Origin of the sequence: Chitinophaga japonensis (assembly GCF_007830125.1) — a bacterium.
GTDB lineage: Bacteria > Bacteroidota > Bacteroidia > Chitinophagales > Chitinophagaceae > Chitinophaga > Chitinophaga japonensis.
The window spans coordinates 21,289-40,191 of the sequence record NZ_VLLG01000004.1; the positions used below are offsets into that span (position 1 = coordinate 21,289).

The window sequence follows — 18,903 nt, forward strand, 5'->3', positions numbered from 1 at the left end:
TAAAAAATATAATTTATTATAATAACTAATACATATACAATTTTTTTCTTATTTGATAAATAAAAAATACTTTCTTTGTAAGGTAATATTGCTGAAGCATTAGAATAGTATTTAATATATAGCCCCGGGGGGAATCCAGTATTACAACTTGTCGATGTTATTCACTTAAAATTTGTCACTGCATGTTCATGGGACTTTCATGCACTGAAGACTTTAACGAAATCTCATTGATAACCTGACACCATAATTTATTATGAAAAACCTCTATGTAGTGGAAAAACTTTACACTAAGCCTGGAGTGCCAATGTGTGCACGTTTACTATTGCTACTGTCCTTCTTATCCCTCTGCCTGCATTCGGTCGGACAAAACGTTCCTAAAACGTTGCCCGACAGCTTTACCAACCTTACAGGTTATTACCAGCATCTTCCGCAGGATTATGCCGCCAACCCGTCCAAATCCTATCCCTTGCTCATATTTGTGCATGGCGTAGGCGAGCTGGCAGGCGCTGGCGCTACTTCCCTGCAAACAAAGGTCCTGCGGAATGGTCCTCCCAAACTTATAGAACAGGGAACATTTCCTGCCTCTTTTACCGTAAACGGGCAGCAGTTTTCCTTTATCGTTATCACCCCGCAGTTCAAGGTATGGCCCGGCGCAGGGGATATACACCGCCTGGTGGCCTACCTGCAGCAGCAATTGCGGGTAGATGCCAGCCGCCTGTACGTAACAGGGCTGAGCATGGGCGGCGGCGTTGCCTGGGGCGCTATTTCGGAAGTGCCTTCCAAGGCCAAACAGTACGCTGCTTCCGTAGTGGTGTGCGGCGCTTATGCTCCCACCCAGGCGCTGGCCAATAACATTGCCGCCAATAATACGCCGGTGTGGGCCCTGCATAACGACGGCGACCCTACCGTACCGGTATCGAACTCCCAGGGCTGGGTGAAGTACATCAACGCCTATACTCCCACGCCCAACCCGCCGGCAAAGCTCACGATCTTTAATTCTACATCCCACGACGCCTGGAGTAAAAGCTATGATCCCAATTTCAGGGAGAACGGGATGAACGTGTACGAGTGGATGTTGCAGTATACCAGGGGAACCGGCACCACGCCGCCGCCTACTACACCGCCGCCGGCAACCGGCAACAAGCGCATTACCGTACCGCCGTCCAGCGGGCGCCAGGTATATTACCCGGACGCCATGAAAAGCCTGAACGTACAGGCGGGCGATACCCTGTGTCTGGCAGCAGGGGACTATGACTACATACATTTCGGCAACCTGCTGGGCACCGCCGCCAAGCCCATTATTATCATGAACTGCGGCGGCCTGGTACGCACGGGGGTAAACAGCACCACCACCGCTGCTTCCTTTGTGTTCAGCAACTCTAAATATTTTAAGGTGGAAGGTACCGGCGATCCCAGTATAGAATACGGCTTTGATGTGAACGGGACCAACCGGAACGGGCAGAAGCTGTTCGGCTTTTTCTTCGGCAACGGCAGCAGCGATTTTGACGTGCACCACGCCTATGTGCATGATGCCGGTATGTTCCTGCAGGCTAAAACACTGCAGCAGTGCGGGCATCCCGAGTGGCTGGAAGGCGCCTTCGTAATGCGCAATGTGAAGATACACCACCTGCTGTGCCGCAACTCCGCCTGGGAAGGCTTCTACATCGGCAACACCCATTACCTCTGGGACAATGGCACCTGCCAGGATATGAAGTCGCACCACATTGAGAACCTCGAAGTGTATGACAATGACCTGGAGAACATGGGCAGCGACGGCATCCAGATATCCATTGCCGACATAGGCGCCAACCTGGTGCATCATAACCGCGTGGTGAACTATGCCATGGCTAAAAATGATGCGCATGGCTACGGTATCCTGTGCGGCGGCGGCAGCACGCTCCGCATCTATAATAACCGGATAGACAAGGGTTATAACTGTGGCATACAGATATTCGGCAGCGGCATCAACTACGTGTATAATAACGTGGTGTCCAATATTCACTATGAAGGGATCAACGTAACCGACAAGTTCCTGTTCCAGCCGGCCACCGGGTACATCTACAACAATACGGTGTACAATACGGGCATAAACGGCATGAAGATCTACGCAGACCTTACCACGGTGGGACACAAGGTATACAACAACCTGGTGGTTGCTCCCGGCAACCAGTGGGACTACCCGCAAAGCGGGTTTTATATCCGCGGTTCCAATCCCATCAAATTCGATACGGCCAATAACCTTTCCTTTAAAACGGCAGACCTGGCCTTCTTTGAAGATGCCGCCGGCGGCAATGTGCACCTGACCAACAAATCCAGGGCCGTTAATGCCGGCAGGGACATGAAAGACCTGGCCCTGGCCCTGGACCTGGACGATAAGGCCCGGCCGCAGAACACGAAGTATGACGTAGGGGCCTACGAATACAACGGCAATACCAACATAGCGCCGGTTGCCAATGCCGGCGCGGATAAAGTACTGAGCCTGCCGCTGAGCATCGTGGTGCAGTTGGACGGCAGCGCCTCCAAAGACCCTGATGGCTCCATCAGCAAGTATGCCTGGAGAAAGGTGAGCGGCCCTGCACTGGGCATTATTCTAACACCCGGCGCTGCCCAATCCGTGCTGACCGGGCTGGTGGAAGGCACCTATGTATTTGAGCTGGCCGTAACCGATAACAGTGGCGTCACCACTAAAGACCAGGTGATGATCACTGTGCTGCCGCTGGGTGGCAACAAGGCGCCCAACGCGGTGGCCGGCAGCGATGTAACGCTTACCCTGCCCGCCAATTCCACGCAATTGTACGGCAGCAATTCGCTGGACCCGGATGGCGTGATCACCGACTACCTTTGGACGCAGCTCAGCGGTCCCGGTGCAGGTGTTATTGCAGATGCGACCGCCAGCAACACCAACCTGACCGGCCTGGTGGCGGGTACCTATGTGTTTGAGCTGACCGTAACGGATAATGCCGGGGACACCGGCAAGGACCAGGTGACCATTACGGTAACGGGCAGCGGCGGCACTACCAACAATCCGCCTGTTGCTAACGCCGGAACGGACAAGACCATCACCCTGCCCGCCAGCAGCGTACAGTTGGATGGCAGCGCCTCCAGGGATACGGATGGGAGCATTGCCAAATACGCCTGGAAAAAAGTAAGCGGCCCGGCCGGGGAGACCCTGGCCACACCGGCGGCCGCCAAAACGAATGTAACCGGCCTGGTGGCGGGCACATATGTGTTTGAGCTGGCCGTAACCGACGATAAAGGCGCCGCCGCCACTGACCGTGTAACCGTAACGGTGAAGGCCGGACCTCAGAACGAACTGCCGGTAGCAGACGCCGGCGCTGACTTCAGCATTACCCTGCCTTTGGCTACCGCACACCTGGACGGCAGCGCTTCCACAGACCCGGACGGCAGCATTACGGGCTACGCCTGGACCAAAGTAAGCGGTCCGGCTGGTACCATTATCAGCCCGAACAGCGAGGAAACCAATGTGACCGGTTTGTCTGCAGGTACCTACGTATTTGAGCTGACCATCACGGATAATGATAATGCTGCCGCCACCGACCGTGTAACCGTCACCGTATTACCGGCCAATAAGCCGCCGGTAGCCAATGCGGGCGCCAATAAGAGCATTACCCTGCCGGTCAATAGCGTACAGTTGGACGGCAGCGCTTCATCGGACCCGGATGGCGCCATTACCAAATACGCCTGGACCAAGGTAAGCGGACCGGCAGCCGGCGCTATTAGCAGCCCTGCAGCCGCCACCACCGGCGTGACGGGCCTCACAGCGGGCACCTACGTGTTCGAGTTGGTGGTAACCGACGATGGCAGCGCTTCCGATACCGACCGGGTAACGGTGGTGGTGATACAGCCCGCTGCCAACCAGCCGCCGGTTGCCAATGCCGGCGCCGATATCAATGTTATCCTACCCGTAAATAATGTGCAGTTGGATGGCGGCGCATCGTCCGATGCGGACGGCAATATTGCCGCCTACGCCTGGAAGAAGATCAGCGGTCCTGCCGGTGGCGTCATCGGCAGCCCTGCCGCTGCGGCTACCAGCATTACCGGCCTGGTGCAGGGCACCTACGTGTTCCAGCTCACCGTAACAGATGATGCCGGCGCGACCGCTTCAGACCGGGTGACCGTTACCGTTGCTGCCGCCCCGGTGAATGATCCGCCGCTGGCCAATGCCGGTGCGGACATCAGCATTACGCTGCCGGTCAGCAGCGCGTTGCTGGATGGCAGCGCTTCCAGTGACCCGGATGGCAGCATCACCGCCTACGCCTGGACGCAGGTAAGCGGCCCGTCTTCCGCCACTATCGCCAGCCCGGGCAGCAGCAGCACCAGCATTACCGGCCTGGTGCAGGGCTTCTACACGTTTGAGCTGAAAGTGACCGACGATAAAAATGCCACGGCAAGGGATCGTGTGCTCGTTACCGTGAACCATGCGGCCAACCAGTCACCGGTAGCCGATGCCGGCGCCAACCAGGTGGTGCAGTATCCCACGGACTTTACCTATATCCACGGCAGGGACTCCCATGATCCGGATGGCAGCATTGCCTCCTATGCCTGGAAACAGGTGTCAGGCCCCAGCCAGGCTTATATCTGGCATACGGACTGGGTGGAAACCCGCGTCAGCAACCTGAAGCCCGGGCAGTATGTATTTGAGCTGACCGTAACGGACGACATGCAGGCCAGCAGCAGCGCCACGCTCAAGGTGGATGTGCTGGCCGACAAGAGCACGCCGGATAAAGACTCTGTGTCTATGTTCCCGAACCCTGCCATTGATTTTATCCGGATGGTGGTCAGGTACATGGGGCAGGGCACGAAGCTGTACTTTAGTGTGTATGATATGAACGGCAAGTCCAGGGCCCTGTTCACGCATCCGCTGACCGCGCAGTTGCTGCAGAAAGACCTGGATATACACAGCCTGCCTGCCGGCTACTACATGGTAGAGATCAGGGATGAAAAGAACCAGTTCCGCTGGACCGGCAAGTTCCTGAAGGCAGGGAACTAAAGGACCGATATACCTTTTGGGCAGGGGCCTGTGTTCGGGGGAACACGGGCCTCCTGCTTTCAGGCCGGTGTAACTTTTGGGCCGGTACAACGTTTTAATAGCAGGATGTCATGAAACAATCGTCGCTGTAGCCACTGAACAGATCAACTATTTATTACGTATCCCTTACAAAACTCAACGAAGATGAAACTGTCTAAATCTCTACTGAGCGCCATCCTCATCGGTATTGCCGTGCAAACTACCGCCACCTCCTGCGAAAAGGACAATACGCCCGAGCCGCAGGTAAAACATGAATCCAAGGACGGAACCGACAAAACGCCCCAGGTACCTGATGGCTGTCCTGCCTGCGGTATGGGCTGATCCCGTATTTCCAACATTTCTTTAATTCCCCGCAAGTGCCGGAGATATTACCAGCAGTGGCCTGCAACCTGGACAACAACATACTGGCCGCCTGCCTGCCGCTGATGGAGGAATCCAGGATAGCGGCCATAGAATGGTCCTTTGACGCTTTGTTCAAAGTGAAGCAGGTGCCGCCCTGGTTCCAGGAGCTGCTCACCGCCTTCAGCAATGAGCAGCGGCTGATCGGCCATGGCGTGTTCTTTTCCCTTTTTTCCGCGAAATGGCGGCAGGAGCAGGAGGACTGGCTGCGGCACCTGCAGCAAACCTGCACGGCATTCCGCTTTGATCACATCACGGAGCATTTCGGGTTCATGACCGGTAAGGATTTTCACCACGGCGCGCCGCTGAACATTCCCTATACGCCGGCCACCCTCGCCATTGGCAGGGACCGTTTGAAAAGGATCTACGAGGCCTGTCAATGCCCCGTGGGCCTGGAGAACCTGGCCTTTTCCTACTCCCTGGAGGAGGTAAAACGGCATGGCGAGTTCCTGGAGCAGCTCCTTGTACCGGTAAACGGCTTCATCATCCTGGACCTGCACAACCTCTACTGCCAGCTTCACAATTTTGACCTCGCGTTGGAGGATATCCTGGCCCTGTACCCCCTGGACCGGGTGCGGGAAATACACATCTCCGGCGGCAGTTGGGACAGCTCCCGGGCCGATCCCGGCAGAAGCGTAAGAAGGGACACGCACGACGATGCCGTGCCGCAGGAAGTGTTCCGGCTGCTGGAGGCCGTCATTACGCGATGCCCGCACCTGAAATACGTGGTGCTGGAGCAATTGGGCAATGGCCTGGCCACGGAGGAAAGCAGGCAATGTTTTTATAATGATTTCGGGGTCATGGAAATCATCATCCGGGAAAAAAGCCCCGCGGCGGCTGGTCCTTCTTTTCAATCCTTTCTCCCCACATCCTTTTCCCCGCCGGGCCCGGTGCTGGAGGACGAAATGCTGTACCGGCAGCAACTGGAGCTGTCCGGCATCCTGGAAACCGCTCCCTCTTACGCAGCGGCTATCCGGCGGCTGAACAGCTCTTCCCTGGCGCATTCCGGCTGGGAAATAGAGCGCTGGGCGCCTTACATGATAGAGACGGCGATGAAGATTGCCCGGAAGTGGAAAAGGAAATAAGCCCGGTACGTTATGCTTTACCGTGTTTCCGCGATGGCTTTATAGATAGCCGCTACGGAGTTCTCCCAGGTATGGGAGCGCGCAAAGGCGATCCGTGCATCCTGCAGGGCCGGCGTATCCTCCTGCAGGGCCTTTTCAATCAGCGGTACATATTCCGCCGGCGAGGCCGCCAGGTACACATGGTTGCTGAACAGGCGCATGGTTTTGGTATCGGTCGCCACCGTCGGCCTGCCCATAGCCAAGTATTCATCAATTTTCAGGGGATAGTTGCCAATGGTGATCTCGTTCAGCAACTGCGGGTTGATGCACACATCAAAGTGCTGCAGGTAGGCCGGCAGCTCCGGCAGGGATTTGCGCCCCAGGAAATGCACATTGGGCTGCCGGTGCAGCGCAGACTGCTGAAACACCTCGTCTTCCGGCCCTACCAGCACAATCCGCCATTCCGGCCGCGCCCGGCTGATCTGTAGCAGTATCTCCGGGTCCAGGCGCATGGCGGTCAGGGCGCCAATATACCCGATAACCGGCGCGCCGGCGGGCGGCAGGTCCCCGGGCCGCTCCTGCTGCTGTGCAGGGTCGAAGAGGCTAAGATCGCAGCCCTGTCCCACGTAGTGGCCGTTCGGGTTATAGCGTTGCAGCATTTCCGTGAGGTACAGGGAGTTGGCCACCGCTACATCCGCTTTGGCAATATGCTTTGGCTCCAGCTCCGCGCCGTGCCGTTTCCAGTAGTCCATCGCCACCAGGTAGTCGCGGCTATAGTATACGTATTTGTCCGGCCGCAGCAGCTCCTTCAGGTAAAAGCCGCGGAAAATGTCATTATCATTGAAAATGATCACGTTCCTGAATCCCAACTGGTTGATGGCGGCCTGTATGCTGCGGGCAAAGCGCCGGTTATTGACCCGGTTCAGCAGGGAGAACAGGGGGGTAAAAGGTATCCAGTTGATGGATTCCAGCACGCGGTCCGGGTACAGGTTCCAGAAATTTTCGGCTATCGGTACAATCCCGGCCGCCTGCCTCTTTACCACCTGCAGGTGGTACTGCACTTCAGGGTCCTGGCGCTGCTGCAGGATGGTGCGCCTGTCCAGCGGGGAATTGACATATAACACCCGGTTGTGCTGCGCAAACTGCAGCGCGATGTTCTTGCAATTGCTGCCGATAGGAGTATACCATTGCTGTAAGCCTACAATAACAATATCCCTGTTCTCGATAAGGGGCATAAGGATCGGAATAATTTGAAGGGTAAATGTAAAATCTAAAAAGCTAAATATGAAATGTAAAAGTAGCGCTTTGCAAATACTATATAATTTCCCGAGATTCGTTCCAATGTTATGCATACATCATCTCTAAAGTATTGAAAAATGAAAGTTGGTAGGATCTCTATGGCATTGGTAGCCCTGCTTTTAAGCATTGCGGCAGCACCCGTTTTTTCCCAGCAGGCCGATTTACTGGTAATTAACAAAATTAAAACCAATGGCAACCTCCCGGGTAGCATCGCTTTGGTCAATCTTGCTTCTGGCAGGATCATCAAAACTATTCCTGTGGGTAACGAGCCACATGAGGCGGCTGTTTCCAACGACGGGAAGTATGCACTCATCACTAACACAGGTAGTTATAAAGAGCCGAGCAATACTTTATCACTGATAGATGTGGTGGCGCAGGAGGAGCTGGAACGGATAGACCTCGGGCCGTTGTGGAACCCACATGGCGTTATTTACAGCCATGGCTTGTTTTATTTCACCGCAGAAGGTGCGCGGGCCATCGGCGCTTATGACCCCGAAAAAAGGAAACTGGTTTGGCTGAATGGAACTGGACAGGATCAAACCCATATGCTGGCGGCAACAAAAGACGGTAAATTCCTGGTTTCGGTAAACAGGGGAGCCGGTACCGTTTCCGTTTTTGAACGAAAGGGAACGGACCCCCTTTCTGCCGGCGCATGGAAGGAAACTTTTGTAAAGGTGGGGCGCGCCCCGGAAGGCATTGCGCTGAGCCCGGATGAAACAAAGGCATTCATAGGATGTGACGGCGAAGTAGCGATAGTGGATCTTAACAGCAAGATCAAGGCGGATAGTATTGCTACCGGCAAGCTGAGGGCAGCCCGGTTGAAATTCACCCTGGACGGTAAATATGCCTTGGGCACGGATGGAAGACAGGGCATGTTGTTCTTCATAGATGCGGCAACACAGCAGGTTACAAATACGCTGAAGCTGGGCGCGGGGACCGAGGCCATTTTTATTGAGCCCGATGGAAAGCATGTACTGGTTGGCGTAACCAATGAAGACAATGTGGCTGAAGTGGATATAGAAAAAAAGGAAGTGGTCCGCAGGCTAACGGGTTTTAAGGGTCCTGACGGTATGGGCTGGATAGGTGAATAGACACGTCCAGGGGATTTGCCGGCTTTTGGGTATATTGAGTATAAAACAGGGTCATGACGGAAACAATAGACATCAGGCTGCTCACGGCAGAAGATTATTTTGATCTGAAGGAATCCATGGTATCTGCTTATTCCGATATGGCAGGCAGCTACTGGCGGGAGCCCACCATCCGCCGGCTGATAGACCTGTTCCCCGAAGGGCAGATAGCCGTTACCGTGAACGGGAAAGTAGTGGGCTGTGCATTATCCATTATCGTGGATTATGAAAAGTTCGGGGATGAGCATACCTATGAGCAGATCACCGGTTACTATACATTCAGCACGCATGATCCCAAGGGAGACACGCTTTACGGCATAGAGGTGTTTGTGCATCCCGATTACCGGGGCAAGCGCCTGGCCCGCCGCCTGTACGATGCGCGCAAAAGCCTCTGCGAGCGGCTGAACCTGCGGGGTATCGTTGCCGGGGGGCGTATTCCCAACTATGAGAAATACGCGAAGGATATGTCGCCGCGTGAGTATATCGAAAAAGTGCAGGACAAGGAGATCTATGATCCCACGCTGACCTTCCAGTTCTCCAACGATTTCCTGGTAAAGAAGATATTGCGCAATTACCTGCCGCATGACGAAGCCTCCAAAGGCTTTGCCACGCTGCTGCAATGGTATAATATTTACTACGAAAAGGATGCGGATACCGTCCGCTACAATAAATCCACCGTGCGCATCGGGCTGGTGCAGTGGCAGATGCGCGATTACCGCAACCTGGATGGCTTCCTGGAGCAGGTGGAATATTTCATTGATGCCGTGAGCGATTACGGTTCCGATTTCGTGGTGTTCCCCGAACTGTTCAATGCCCCGCTGATGGCGGAATTCAACCAGTTGGACCCGGCCGGCGCCATCCGCGGGGTGGCCCAGTATACCGAACGCATCCGTGATGAGTTTATCAAACACGCCGTGGCTTATAATGTGAACATCATCGGCGGCAGCATGCCTATTGTGATGGATGAACAACTGTATAACATCTGTTACCTTTGCAGGCGGGACGGCACATACGACCACTATATCAAGATACATCCCACGCCCAGCGAAGTATTTGCCTGGGGCGTAAAGGGCGGGCACGACCTGAAAGTGTTTGATACGGACTGCGGCAAAATAGGCATCCAGATCTGTTATGACGTGGAGTTCCCGGAGCCCAGCCGCATCCTGTCTGAGCAGGGCATGCAGATACTGTTTGTGCCCTTCCTGACGGATACGCAGCACGCCTATAACCGCGTGCGCTTCTGCGCGCAGGCGCGGGCGGTGGAGCTGGAATGCTATGTAGCCATTGCCGGTTGCGTAGGCAACCTGCCCAAGGTGAATAACATGGACCTGCAGTATGCGCAGAGCGCCGTGTTCACCCCGTCGGATTTTGCCTTCCCCGTAACCGGCATCAAGGCAGACGCCACGCCCAATACGGAGATGATCGTAGTGGCGGATGTGGACCTGGTGCTGCTGAAGGAGCTGCATGCTTTTGGCAGCGTGCAGACCAAGAAGGATATGCGTAAGGATTTGTATGATGTGGTATGGAAGGATGTAAGAAGTAAGAAGTAAGAAGTATGAAACAGGAGGCATCCAACGTATCTTACTTACTACTTCCTACTTCATAATGCTTACTTCAAAACTCATACTTATGCAACACAAGATAAACTTAGCCCTGCAGATCATCCCGCAGGTAGCCAGCGAAAAAGTATACGCGGTAGTAGATGAAGCGATTGCCGTGATAAAGGCCAGCGGCGTGCCTTACCGGGTATGCCCCTTCGAGACCGTAATGGAAGGCTCTTATGACCAGTTGATGGAAGTAGCGCGCCAGGCGCAGGAAGTGTGCTTTAAGGCAGGGGCTTCCCAACTGCTGGTATATATCAAGATGCAGATACGGAAAGATGAGGACGTGACCATGGAAGAGAAAATAGGGAAGTATGACGCGGAATGACATCCTACGTCAATCCATGTTCCATTGCTAGTTTGATAACCACTCCCATGCTGGGCGCGTCAAATTTGCGGATAATATTACGGCGGTGGGTCTCCACCGTCAACTGGCTGATGCAGAGGATATCGGCAATAGCGTTGCTGGTATGCCCGTCCATGATCAGCCGCAGTATTTCCTTTTCCCGCCGTGTAAGATAGGGGACCGGTGCTTTGCCGGGCGCTTCCAGCATTTTCTTTGCCACATCGCTGCTGAAGAAGAGGCGGTCCTGCATGGCCGCGGCAATGGCCTCCTGCAGTTCCTGCGTGGAGGCGTTCTTGAGCAGGTAGCCGGAAGCGCCATGCTCCAGCATTTTGCTGATCATGCTTTTTTCGTTGTAGTTGCTGAGCGCCAGGATGCGCAGGTGCGGATAGCGGGTGCGTAGCTCCAGGCATAGCTCCAGCCCGTTGATATCGGGTAGCTGGATGTCCAGCAGCAGGATGTCCGCATGCTCCCTTTCCAGGAAGGCCCGCGCCGCCTGGCCGTCCGTGCAGCAGCCGGCTACCCGTATCCCCGGCGCTTCCTGCAGGAGGGACTGTATGCCCGCCACTACTACGGGATGATCGTCAACTATCAGCAGTGATACCGGTTGCGGCTGCATGATCTTCAAATTGTATGGTGATGGTAGTACCGTAATCTTTCTCAACATGAATGTCCAGCTTGCCATCCAGGTAATTGACGCGGGCCTGAATGTTGCTTAAGCCGCTGCTTTTCCCGCTCACCGTGGCGGGGTCAAAGCCGGAGCCGTTATCCTCTACTGTAATGCTCACCTGTTCGTCCTGCCGGATGCAGTCCACCAGTATTTCGGTAGCGCCGGCATGCTTCAGGGCGTTGGTCACCAGCTCCTGCACCATCCGGTATATCATTACCTGGTTGGCCGGGGAAATGGCCTCCTTATCCAGGCCGTAGCATTGCAGCACAATGCGGGTGCCTTCCTTTTCCAGTCCTTCGCAGAAATCCCGCAGGGCGGCTTCCAGCCCGAACCGCAGCAGGGCGGCCGGCATGAGGTTGCGCGCAATGCGGCGCAGTTCATCAATGGAGCCGTCCAGTTGCAGGGTAGCCGCCTGTAATTGCGCCCGGGCATTGTTGTCTGCCGCCGCCCGGTCGCTGATCCCGGAAAGGTCCATTTTGATGCCGGACAGGAGCCCGCCCAGCCCGTCGTGGAGGTCGCGGGCCACTCTTTCGCGCTCCTTTTCTTCTCCCTCCATCATCGCCCGGATGGTGGCCAGTTGTTGTTCCTGCCGGATCTCCTTTAGCTGCTGCTGGTGATTGATCTCTTTCTGGGCAGCCAGTTTACGGGAGTTCCGGTAATAGAAAACAGCGAAGGCGGTAATGATGAGCAGCAGCAGGCAGAGGGTGCCCAGCAGCCAGGCAATGAGCCGGCTGTTCCTGGCGGAAAGCAGCGCCAGGTTGTGCTGCGCCTCCAGTTGTTTGATCTTTTGCTCCTTTTTCGCATCCCGGAATTTTGCCTCCAGCTCGTTGATCTTGATCGTGGTCTGGGCCTGGTTAAGGCTGTCGTTGATCTGGTTGTAGGACAGGGTCCAGTTGTAGGCTTCCTTCATCAGCCCCAGTTCTGCGTTGACCTGGGCCAGTTGCTGGTAGATGGTCCGCCGGCTGTTGGCATCCGCCATCAGCGGGCCGCCTTCCTGCTGCAGTTGTAGCAGGAACCGCCGGGCCTGCGCATAGTCCTTCAGCTCCAGCAACACGTTATACTTCCGGAAAACCAGCATCTGCAACAGCGTGGTCTGGTTCATTTGGCGGGCGCCCGCGATCCCTTTTTCCAGGCTTACCAGTGCTTTGTCAAACAGGGTTTTGCTGGTGTAGTACAGCGCTTCGTTATAATAAAAGTTCGGGTAGTACACGCTCCCCGGGGTGTTTTTCAGCATTGCCCGCGCCTTGTCCAGCATCATTTTCGAGCTGTCATTCTTCAACATATACACGTAATTGCTGGTGGCGGAGAGGTAGCACAGCAAAAGCACCTGGGACTGCGGGTCCGTTTCCTCCAGCAGGGCAATGGCCTTTTTATTGTAAACCGCCGCTTTCTCAAACTGGCTGTTGTACATGAAGAGGGTGGCCAGTTGGGAGTAGTAGTGGGCCAGCTTTTCCTGGTTGCCCGATTGTTCGGCCAGGGGAATGGCCTTGTTCAGCAGGATATCTATAATAAAGGCGTCGCCCTTTTCATTCCGTTTCATGATGCCGTAATTGTACCAGGCGGCGGAGCGGTACTGGTAAGCCTCCTTTACCTTGATGCCGGCCAGTTCTTTTTCGGCCTGCATAAAGGCTACGGCTGCACGCTTTTGGTCCCGGTCAAAATACAGCCGGCCTTCGTAAAAGTGGTACATAGCGCTTAGCATGGGAAGGCTGCCGGCCAGTTGCCGGCCCTGCTCCAGGTACTGCCGGGCTTTTGCGGAGTCCTTGGGCGACCAGTAGTCGGACAGGAGGTAAGCCGCCCAGGCGCGGGTACTGTCGGAGGGGCTTTGCTGCAAAACATTCACCAGGCTGTCTGCATATGCGGGCTCATTGGGAGCCAACTGTGCCATGCCCGGCAGGGCGCTGCCCAGGATCAGGCACAATAGATAAAGGTAGCGGGTCATTTTAAACAAAATGGTATAAAGATGGGATATTCCCGGGAAATAAAAAATACCTGTTTACCGGTATACGGAAAATACAGAAGGACGGGGATTGAATACAATGCCGGTTCAGGTGAACTTTGTACCCGCAACCCGGTATCCCGGATACACAACATTCAACCTTAAACGGAAAAAGAAACATGAACACAATTACGAAACTGAAAATGCTGGCCCCGGCTTTCATCCTGACGTTTGCCCTTATCAGTTGCGGGGATGATGACAAAGTGACCCCCAACGAAGGAAAATGCCTGGCGGATAAAATTACGCTTACCGAAACGGAAGTGAATGACCTGACAGGCGTGGACAATGTACAGATCACCTTTGACGCCAAAAATACCGGTTCGGAAGATTATGATATTTCAACCGGCGCCAAGTCCATCTACGTAGAGCTGAAAGTGACCACTACGGACAATACCGTTTATACCGAAGAACAGCCATTGCTGATCACCAAGCTGGCTGCCGGTGCTACGGCTTCCGTTACACAAAGCGCGGATTACGGCGCTGGTAAGACCTACAAGAGTTATACTATCAGAATGTATTGCAAATAGGAAGCAGGAAGTAGGAGGTAGGAAATAAGATACCAGCCGTTTGCTGCTATCTCCTGCTTCCTGCTTCTCTCTTCTTTCTTCTTTCCTCCCCCTTCTTACCTCCTCCTTCTTACCTCTTACATCCTGCTTCCTGCTTCCTATCTGAAAAAAGCCTCCCGATTTTACATTTTAGGTTGTATATTTATCTCAATCAGTTTTTATTCAACCAAATATCTAAACCGCACTTCATGAAAAGATTTTATTGGGTTTTCATGCTGTGTTGCTGTATGCTACCTATTGTACTGCGGGCACAAACGTTGCTTGTACGTGGCACAGTCACAGCCGCCGATGGTGGTAATGCCCTGCCGGGGGTCACCATCCAGGTAAAAGGGGGTACAGCCGGCACAACTTCTAACGTAGACGGGACTTTCAGCTTTTCAGTTCCCAACCCTGGTGTTACCTTGGTCTTCAGTTTTGTAGGGTATCTCCGGCAGGAGGTGCCGCTGAACGGGCAAACCCGCCTGCAGGTGGCGCTGCAGCCGGACACGCGCAACCTGGAGCAGGTAGTGGTGACCGCCCTGGGCATTAAAAGGGAAAAGCGCGCGCTGGGCTATGCCGTGCAGGATATCGGCGGCGAGGAGCTGGCCGTATCCCGCCAGACCAACGTGGTGAACGCCCTCCAGGGCAAAGTAGCCGGCGTGCAGATATCCAGCGGTGGCGGCGCCCCGGGACAGGGCGCCCGTATCATTATCCGCGGTATCAACTCGCTGGACCCTACCAAATCCAACCAGCCCATCTTTATTGTGGATGGTATCCCTATTGACAATGACACTTACACGACCGGCGGCGCGGACACCCGCGGGATGAGCAACCGCGCGGCAGACATTAACCCGGATGATATAGAAAGCATCTCCATCCTGCGGGGCGGTGCGGCTACCGCACTCTACGGTTTGCGCGCGGCCAACGGCGCCGTGGTGATCACCACCAAATCCGGCAGGGCCGGCCGCCTGCGGGTAAGCCTGACCTCTACCTACGGCTTTGATCGCGTGAACAAAACGCCGGATGTGCAGACCCGTTTCTCCCAGGGATACCTCGGGGACTACGATCCTACCAGCTTCTGGCCCTCCTGGGGGCCTACCGTGGAAGAGGCCCGGCAACTGGACCCCACGCATCCCGCGCAGTTGTTTAATAATTATGAGCGCGCCTACCGCACCGGCACCCAGTTCCGCAATACGCTGAACATGAGCGGCGGTACGGAAAAAGGCGTCTTCGCCGCCTCCTTCTCCACGCTGAACCAGGACGGCGTGATCCCTTTCAGTGATTATAACAACTATTCCGCCAAGGTGAACGGTGAGCTGCGCTTCAGCGACAAGTTCAAAGCCGGCGCTTCCCTGAACTATATCAAATCCGGCGGCAACCGCGTGAATGCGGACCGTTACGGCGAGCAACTGATTTACTGGTCGCCCCGATGGGATGTGAAGGATTATATCAAGCCGGACGGTACGCAAAACACCTATGGCCCGGATAATGACAATCCCATGTACACCCTGGCCACCAACCGTTTCGGGGATGATGTGAACCGTGTGATCGCCAGCGCCAATTTCACCTATTCGCCCTTTAAGTGGCTGGACCTGATGTACCGGGCAGGGACGGATTTTTATGGCGATGCCCGGACCCATACGGCGCCCGGCCCCAAAGGAGTAGTAGGGGAGGTACCGTTGGGCGACAACGAATCCGGTTTCGTATATGAGTACCAGTTAAATAAACGTATCATCAACAGCACCTTTATCGCCAATTTTAAAAATAAGATCAGCCCCCGGCTGTCATCCGACCTGAAAGTGGGGCATGACCTGTACCAGTACTCACTGAAACGCGTATCTACGCAAGGCGATACGCTGGACATACCGGACCTGCTGATCCTGCAGAACGCCAAAAGAGTGGTAAGTTCCCAGTACAAGGAAGATTATAGGATCATAGGCGTATTTGCAGACTGGACACTGAGCTGGGATGATTACCTGTACCTGACCCTTACGGCCAGGGAGGATTTTACCTCTACGCTGTACGAGGACCGCAATTCATTTTTCTATCCTTCCGTGAGCGCCGGCTACGTGTTCACGGATCATTTGAAGATACCGGACAATATTCTTACCTACGGTAAGATCCGGGCTTCCTGGGCCAGGATCGGGAAGGACGCTACCCCTTACAGGCTGGCCTCGGGCTACGAAACATTGCCTGACGGCCCGATTGACAACAGCATTATTGGCTGGACCCGGGCAGATATCAAAACAGATCCTGACCTGAAACCGGAGTTTACCAGCACCTTTGAGGCCGGGGCAGAGCTGCGGTTTTTCCAAAACCGTTTAGGCATTGACTTTACCTGGTATACCTCCAAAAGTACGGACCTGCTGATGAGCGTGCCCATTCCATCCAGTTCCGGCTATGATGTATTCTATACCAATGCCGGCGCTATCCGCAACCGGGGCGTGGAAATTTCCCTGAACGGTACACCTGTAAAAGGAAGGAACTTCAACTGGGATGTAAGGGTGAACTTTTCCACCAACCGTAACAAGGTGCTGGCGCTGCGCGATGATGTGGATGAGATATTCGTAGGCTCCCAGTTCGGGTACGCCGGCTCTACCGCTACCATGAAGTATATTGTGGGCTACCCGGTAGGCGCCATCTTTGGCACCAGCTATGCCCGCTACTATGGCAATGACCAGGAACCCGACCTGACCGTAGACAAGAGCAGGCCCATCGTGATCCAGGGCTCCGGTTCGCTGGCCGGCTTCCCGGTGATCAACTCTACCCAGAAATACCTGGGCAATGCGCAGCCGGATTGGATAGGCGCCATTACCAACTCGTTTTCCTACAAAGGCTTTGGTTTTTCCTTCCTGGTAGATGTAAGGCAGGGAGTGCAGAAGTACAACCAGTTCGCCAACTTCATGGCCGCCTTTGGCGCTTCCAAAATGACAGAGAACAGGGACCAGACCAAGGTGTTTGACGGCGTTTTCTCCGACGGCAAGCCCAATGACATACCGGTATACCTGGGGCAGGGTGTAGGCCCGGACGGCAGGAATTACGGTGTTGGCTATTACCGCAATGTATACCGGGGCGTAACAGAAGAATTTATCGAAGACGCTTCGTGGGTACGTTTGCGTAATGTGAGCCTCTCCTACCAGTTACCGTCCAAACTGCTGGAAAGAACGAAGTTCATCAGCGGCGTGAATATTACCCTTACCGGTAATAATCTCTGGCTGCATACGGATTACACCGGCTTTGACCCGGAGTCCAGCTCCTTTAATGCAGGCAGCAATGCGGCCGACGCCTTTGCCGGCTTTACTTACCCGGCTGTCCGGAGCTTCCTGGCCAGTATCAATGTTACCTTTTAAAGCGCGGAACTATGAAGAAACTAGTAATAATGTTCACCTGTTGCAGCCTGCTGGCTGTATTTGCAGGGTGTAAAAAATACCTGGATGTAAATGACAATCCCAACCAGTCGGCCATTGCGCCGATGAATGGATTGTTGGCGAGCACCACCTATAACACCGGTTATAACGTGTACCGCGTGGGCAATTTTACATCCTATTTTGTGCAGTACCTGGCCTCGCCAAATGTCGGTGGTGGCAACGATACTTATGACCAGGTGGATTACAGCACTACCTGGGAAAGCATCTACAATACCATGGCGGACCTGTACGACCTGGTACAGGTGGCAGACTCCCTGGGAGCCTACCAGCACGCCGGCGCCGGCCGGATCATGATAGCCATGAACCTGAGCCTGACCAACAGCGTATGGGGCTCCGTGCCCTACAAGCAGGCGCTGACCGGCGACTTTGTACAGCCGGAGTTCGACGCGGATGCGGATGTGTATGCCTCCAGCCTGGCCCTGGTGAACGAGGGCATTGCTTCACTGGAACAAGCTGATCCGCCGATTGTGCTGGACGGGACTAAAGACCTGATCTATCACGGCAATGCGGATGCCTGGATAAAAATGGGCTATGCGCTGAAAGCCCGTTTGCTGAACCGCGTGACTAAAACGGCGGACTATGATCCTGCAGCCGTGCTGACAGCGCTCACCAATGCATTTGCCAACAACAGCGATGATGCGCAGCTTACCCAGTTCCAGGCCCGCAGCCCCTGGAACCAGGCGGCTTACAATAATACCGTGTTGCTTTTGGATGGCTGGCTCAGCGCGCATTTTGTGGATGCGCTGAACGACCATACATTCGGGGTATTTGACCCGCGCCTGCCGCTGATTACGGATACCACCAAATTCGGGGATTACCGCGGTACCATTAACGGTGCCGGAAGGGTTGGCACAGGCACCGATGACGAGGAATGCTACCTCTCCCTGAACGGCTTCTACTCCAGGGGCGGCGCGCCCTTGCTGCTGATCACTTATGCGGAATGCCGGTTTATGGCGGCGGAAGCCGCTTTCCGGGCAGGCGACAAGCCTGCCGCCTATGCTGCTTATATGGATGGCATCCAGGCGCATATGGATAAAGTGGGCGTAAGCACTACTGACCGGGACAGTTACATGAGCAACCCGGCAGTAGCGGTGGGCGCCAACAACCTTACCCTGGACCTGATCATGAAGGAAAAGTACGTAGCCATGTTCCTGAACCCGGAAGCATGGGTGGATGCCCGGCGTTTTAATTACCAGTATACGGACTTTGATATGCCGGAAAACGCGGTAATACCGGAATTCATCCGGCGCGTGGCTTATCCCAATACGGAAGTAAGCCGCAATGGCAGCAACATACCCCCGGTGGGTTCACTGGCCGACCGTTTATGGTGGGATGAGTAGACAAGAAAAGAAATGAAAAGTGAAAGGTGAATGGTCAA

At 54.7% G+C, this 18,903-nt stretch carries 12 protein-coding genes; 9 read left to right on the plus strand and 3 right to left on the minus strand.

Annotation, left to right across the window (positions count from 1 at the left end; translation table 11 throughout):
- Window positions 1-382: 382 nt before the first annotated feature.
- The 3 genes from LX66_RS17170 to LX66_RS17175 all read left to right on the plus strand — a co-directional run bounded on the left by LX66_RS17170 (window position 383) and on the right by LX66_RS17175 (window position 6,534).
- A complete protein-coding gene (locus LX66_RS17170) occupies window positions 383-5,011 on the plus strand; it encodes a PKD domain-containing protein (RefSeq protein ID WP_158642665.1) in 4,629 nt (1,542 codons plus the stop codon).
- 183 nt (window positions 5,012-5,194) lie between these two features.
- Window positions 5,195-5,371, plus strand: coding sequence for a chryseobasin-related MNIO class RiPP peptide (locus LX66_RS28175; protein ID WP_158642666.1), 177 nt, complete (start codon window positions 5,195-5,197; stop codon window positions 5,369-5,371).
- Between the two features lie 35 nt (window positions 5,372-5,406).
- The gene (locus LX66_RS17175) at window positions 5,407-6,534 is read left to right on the plus strand and encodes a multinuclear nonheme iron-dependent oxidase (RefSeq protein ID WP_244620440.1); all 1,128 of its coding nucleotides are present in this window, start codon (window positions 5,407-5,409) and stop codon (window positions 6,532-6,534) included.
- 17 nt (window positions 6,535-6,551) lie between these two features.
- Here the strand turns inward: LX66_RS17175 and LX66_RS17180 are convergent, their stop codons facing one another.
- Window positions 6,552-7,748, minus strand: coding sequence for a glycosyltransferase (locus LX66_RS17180; RefSeq protein WP_145715835.1), 1,197 nt, complete (start codon window positions 7,746-7,748; stop codon window positions 6,552-6,554).
- 141 nt (window positions 7,749-7,889) lie between these two features.
- On the opposite strand from LX66_RS17180, the gene LX66_RS17185 reads away from it, so the two are divergent.
- From LX66_RS17185 to LX66_RS17195, 3 genes are all read left to right on the plus strand, one after another.
- The gene (locus LX66_RS17185; protein ID WP_145715837.1) at window positions 7,890-8,903 is read left to right on the plus strand and encodes a YncE family protein; all 1,014 of its coding nucleotides are present in this window, start codon (window positions 7,890-7,892) and stop codon (window positions 8,901-8,903) included.
- A 53-nt stretch (window positions 8,904-8,956) separates the two neighbouring features.
- Complete coding sequence (locus tag LX66_RS17190; protein ID WP_145715839.1) at window positions 8,957-10,489, plus strand: bifunctional GNAT family N-acetyltransferase/carbon-nitrogen hydrolase family protein; 1,533 nt, start codon at window positions 8,957-8,959, stop codon at window positions 10,487-10,489.
- A gap of 79 nt (window positions 10,490-10,568) precedes the next feature.
- The gene (locus LX66_RS17195; RefSeq protein ID WP_145715841.1) at window positions 10,569-10,868 is read left to right on the plus strand and encodes a thiamine-binding protein; all 300 of its coding nucleotides are present in this window, start codon (window positions 10,569-10,571) and stop codon (window positions 10,866-10,868) included.
- Between the two features lie 4 nt (window positions 10,869-10,872).
- On the opposite strand, the gene LX66_RS17200 is transcribed toward LX66_RS17195, so the two are convergent.
- A complete protein-coding gene (locus LX66_RS17200) occupies window positions 10,873-11,502 on the minus strand; it encodes a response regulator (protein WP_145715843.1) in 630 nt (209 codons plus the stop codon).
- A complete protein-coding gene (locus tag LX66_RS17205; RefSeq protein ID WP_145715845.1) occupies window positions 11,468-13,495 on the minus strand; it encodes a tetratricopeptide repeat-containing sensor histidine kinase in 2,028 nt (675 codons plus the stop codon). Before LX66_RS17205 ends, LX66_RS17200 begins: the two co-directional genes overlap by 35 nt.
- 176 nt (window positions 13,496-13,671) lie before the next feature.
- On the opposite strand from LX66_RS17205, the gene LX66_RS17210 reads away from it, so the two are divergent.
- From LX66_RS17210 to LX66_RS17220, 3 genes are all read left to right on the plus strand, one after another.
- Window positions 13,672-14,079 carry a hypothetical protein gene (locus LX66_RS17210; RefSeq protein WP_145715847.1) on the plus strand — a complete coding sequence of 136 codons (408 nt, stop codon included), beginning with the start codon at window positions 13,672-13,674 and terminating at the stop codon, window positions 14,077-14,079.
- 266 nt (window positions 14,080-14,345) lie between these two features.
- Window positions 14,346-17,447 carry a SusC/RagA family TonB-linked outer membrane protein gene (locus tag LX66_RS17215; protein ID WP_211366345.1) on the plus strand — a complete coding sequence of 1,034 codons (3,102 nt, stop codon included), beginning with the start codon at window positions 14,346-14,348 and terminating at the stop codon, window positions 17,445-17,447.
- A gap of 11 nt (window positions 17,448-17,458) precedes the next feature.
- Window positions 17,459-18,865: a SusD/RagB family nutrient-binding outer membrane lipoprotein gene (locus tag LX66_RS17220; RefSeq protein ID WP_145715851.1), complete on the plus strand. Its 1,407-nt coding sequence runs from the start codon at window positions 17,459-17,461 to the stop codon at window positions 18,863-18,865.
- Window positions 18,866-18,903: the final 38 nt, after the last annotated feature.

What these genes read in the sequence shown, in the direction of transcription:
- LX66_RS28175 (WP_158642666.1), top strand. Translation starts at nt 5,195, where the DNA reads ATGAAACTGTCTAAATCTCTACTGAGCGCCATCCTCATCGGTATTGCC.
- LX66_RS17180 (WP_145715835.1), bottom strand. Translation starts at nt 7,748, where the DNA reads ATGCCCCTTATCGAGAACAGGGATATTGTTATTGTAGGCTTACAGCAA.
- LX66_RS17185 (WP_145715837.1), top strand. Translation starts at nt 7,890, where the DNA reads ATGAAAGTTGGTAGGATCTCTATGGCATTGGTAGCCCTGCTTTTAAGC.
- LX66_RS17190 (WP_145715839.1), top strand. Translation starts at nt 8,957, where the DNA reads ATGACGGAAACAATAGACATCAGGCTGCTCACGGCAGAAGATTATTTT.
- LX66_RS17195 (WP_145715841.1), top strand. Translation starts at nt 10,569, where the DNA reads ATGCAACACAAGATAAACTTAGCCCTGCAGATCATCCCGCAGGTAGCC.
- LX66_RS17200 (WP_145715843.1), bottom strand. Translation starts at nt 11,502, where the DNA reads ATGCAGCCGCAACCGGTATCACTGCTGATAGTTGACGATCATCCCGTA.
- LX66_RS17205 (WP_145715845.1), bottom strand. Translation starts at nt 13,495, where the DNA reads ATGACCCGCTACCTTTATCTATTGTGCCTGATCCTGGGCAGCGCCCTG.
- LX66_RS17210 (WP_145715847.1), top strand. Translation starts at nt 13,672, where the DNA reads ATGAACACAATTACGAAACTGAAAATGCTGGCCCCGGCTTTCATCCTG.
- LX66_RS17215 (WP_211366345.1), top strand. Translation starts at nt 14,346, where the DNA reads ATGCTACCTATTGTACTGCGGGCACAAACGTTGCTTGTACGTGGCACA.
- LX66_RS17220 (WP_145715851.1), top strand. Translation starts at nt 17,459, where the DNA reads ATGAAGAAACTAGTAATAATGTTCACCTGTTGCAGCCTGCTGGCTGTA.